Raw genomic sequence first — 1,466 nt, 5'->3', positions numbered from 1 at the left:
CTGGGGCTCCATCGAAACACTGGCGGTGAACGAGGTTGAGCAAAACTTGCGGTTTCAGGGGCAGTACTTCGACGATGAGACGGGGCTACACTACAATACGTTTAGGTATTACGATCCGGAGGTCGGGCGGTTTATAACGCAGGATCCGATTGGATTGGGCGGTGGAATGAACCTTTATGGGTATGGCCCTAATCCTATTGGCTCGATTGATCCATGGGGTTGGAGTTCGAAACCTCCACACTCTCCAGATATTTCGAAATGGCTAGAAAATGGTGGTTCAATCCACTCAGAGATTGAAGGAAGGACTTGGGTTTACACGGACTGGGAGAGTAATAGCGTTCGATACCCTAACGGGCACCCTGATTTTACCCCTTATGAATTGCAGAAAGTTGACGTTTTGGATCTTAAAGGAAATCATGGCAAAAATCCTGGAGGTGATTTTGGCAAAGCGGATGCTTTGGCGCCAAAGGGGAAGGCTGACTATACAAAAAACACATGGCACCACCACGAAAATATGGTAACTATGCAAGAGGTGCCTAAGAAAATTCACAACAGATTTACGCACTCAGGCGGTGTGAAAAATTTGAAGAGCACTTGTTAATCTTGGAGGATTTATGCCAGTTATCTATAAGCCTGGGTTGTCAGGTTCTGAAATCTCTTATATCGAATCACAATTGCAAAGAAAGCTACCAGAAGATTATAAGGGTTTTTTATCACGCTCAAATGGTTTGTACTTAACTGAGCCTGATTTTGGTCAGCTTTCACTAACCTCTGTGGACGAACAGTTCGTTAGTTTTGATCGGTTTTTCGGCTTGATTCCTACCGAAGAATGTAACGATTTGGTCAGTTTTAATAAGGAATTTATTGATGAGTTGAGTTTTTTGCAGGAGGTGATAGCTGTAGGTGAAGACGGAGGAGGAAACCCTTATGTGATCGTTGGGGAGCCAGGTCGAGAAGGAGTATACTATTGGGATAGGACGCACTTACATGAGGGAGAGGCAAGCAACAGTTTCGATATACAAGAGCAGGGTGATAGCGGAAATTTATTTTATATGGGGAAAAATTTCGAAGATTTTTATTCTTTAGTAATTGGGACGCTTGGTGGGAGTCCGCAATTTATAGAGGAAAGGTAGTTTTAAATTTGATGTATTATTTGTAAGTGTGCTTTTTAAGAGTTTCGTTATGACGCAGCGGCGACCGCCTGAGTTCCAATATCAGTTAGTTCGACCAAGTTAAAGGCACCCGCATCAAGCAATGGCGCGATCAGGAATATGCCTACGATGCCTGGGGCAACCTGATCGAGAAGCGTAGCGGTAGGAATAAGCTGCAGACGTTCAGTTATGACTGTGAGAACCGGTTGGTCAAAGCTGAGACGCTGGTTAACAGCAAGCTCGAAAGTGTCGGCACGTATCGCTATGACAGCCTCGGTCGACGGGTTGGCAAGACAGCAGAAAAAAACGGTAAAA

The 1,466-nt window shown here is 44.7% G+C and carries 2 protein-coding genes and 1 pseudogene; all 3 read left to right on the top strand.

The window, feature by feature from the left end; genetic code table 11:
• Positions 1–601 (top strand): RHS repeat-associated core domain-containing protein (locus tag GIR22_RS25750; protein WP_178122469.1); only part of this gene is annotated, 601 nt, incomplete at its 5' end.
• A gap of 13 nt (positions 602–614) precedes the next feature.
• Complete coding sequence (locus GIR22_RS25745; RefSeq protein ID WP_154746086.1) at positions 615–1,133, top strand: SMI1/KNR4 family protein; 519 nt, start codon at positions 615–617, stop codon at positions 1,131–1,133.
• A 39-nt stretch (positions 1,134–1,172) separates the two neighbouring features.
• Positions 1,173–1,466, top strand: a pseudogene (locus GIR22_RS25740) (HNH/ENDO VII family nuclease); the annotation flags it as partial.

Source organism: Pseudomonas karstica (assembly GCF_009707515.1).
Taxonomy (GTDB): domain Bacteria; phylum Pseudomonadota; class Gammaproteobacteria; order Pseudomonadales; family Pseudomonadaceae; genus Aquipseudomonas; species Aquipseudomonas karstica.
Note: the sequence above shows the minus strand (reverse complement) of the source record. Positions and strands in the feature narration are given on the sequence as shown.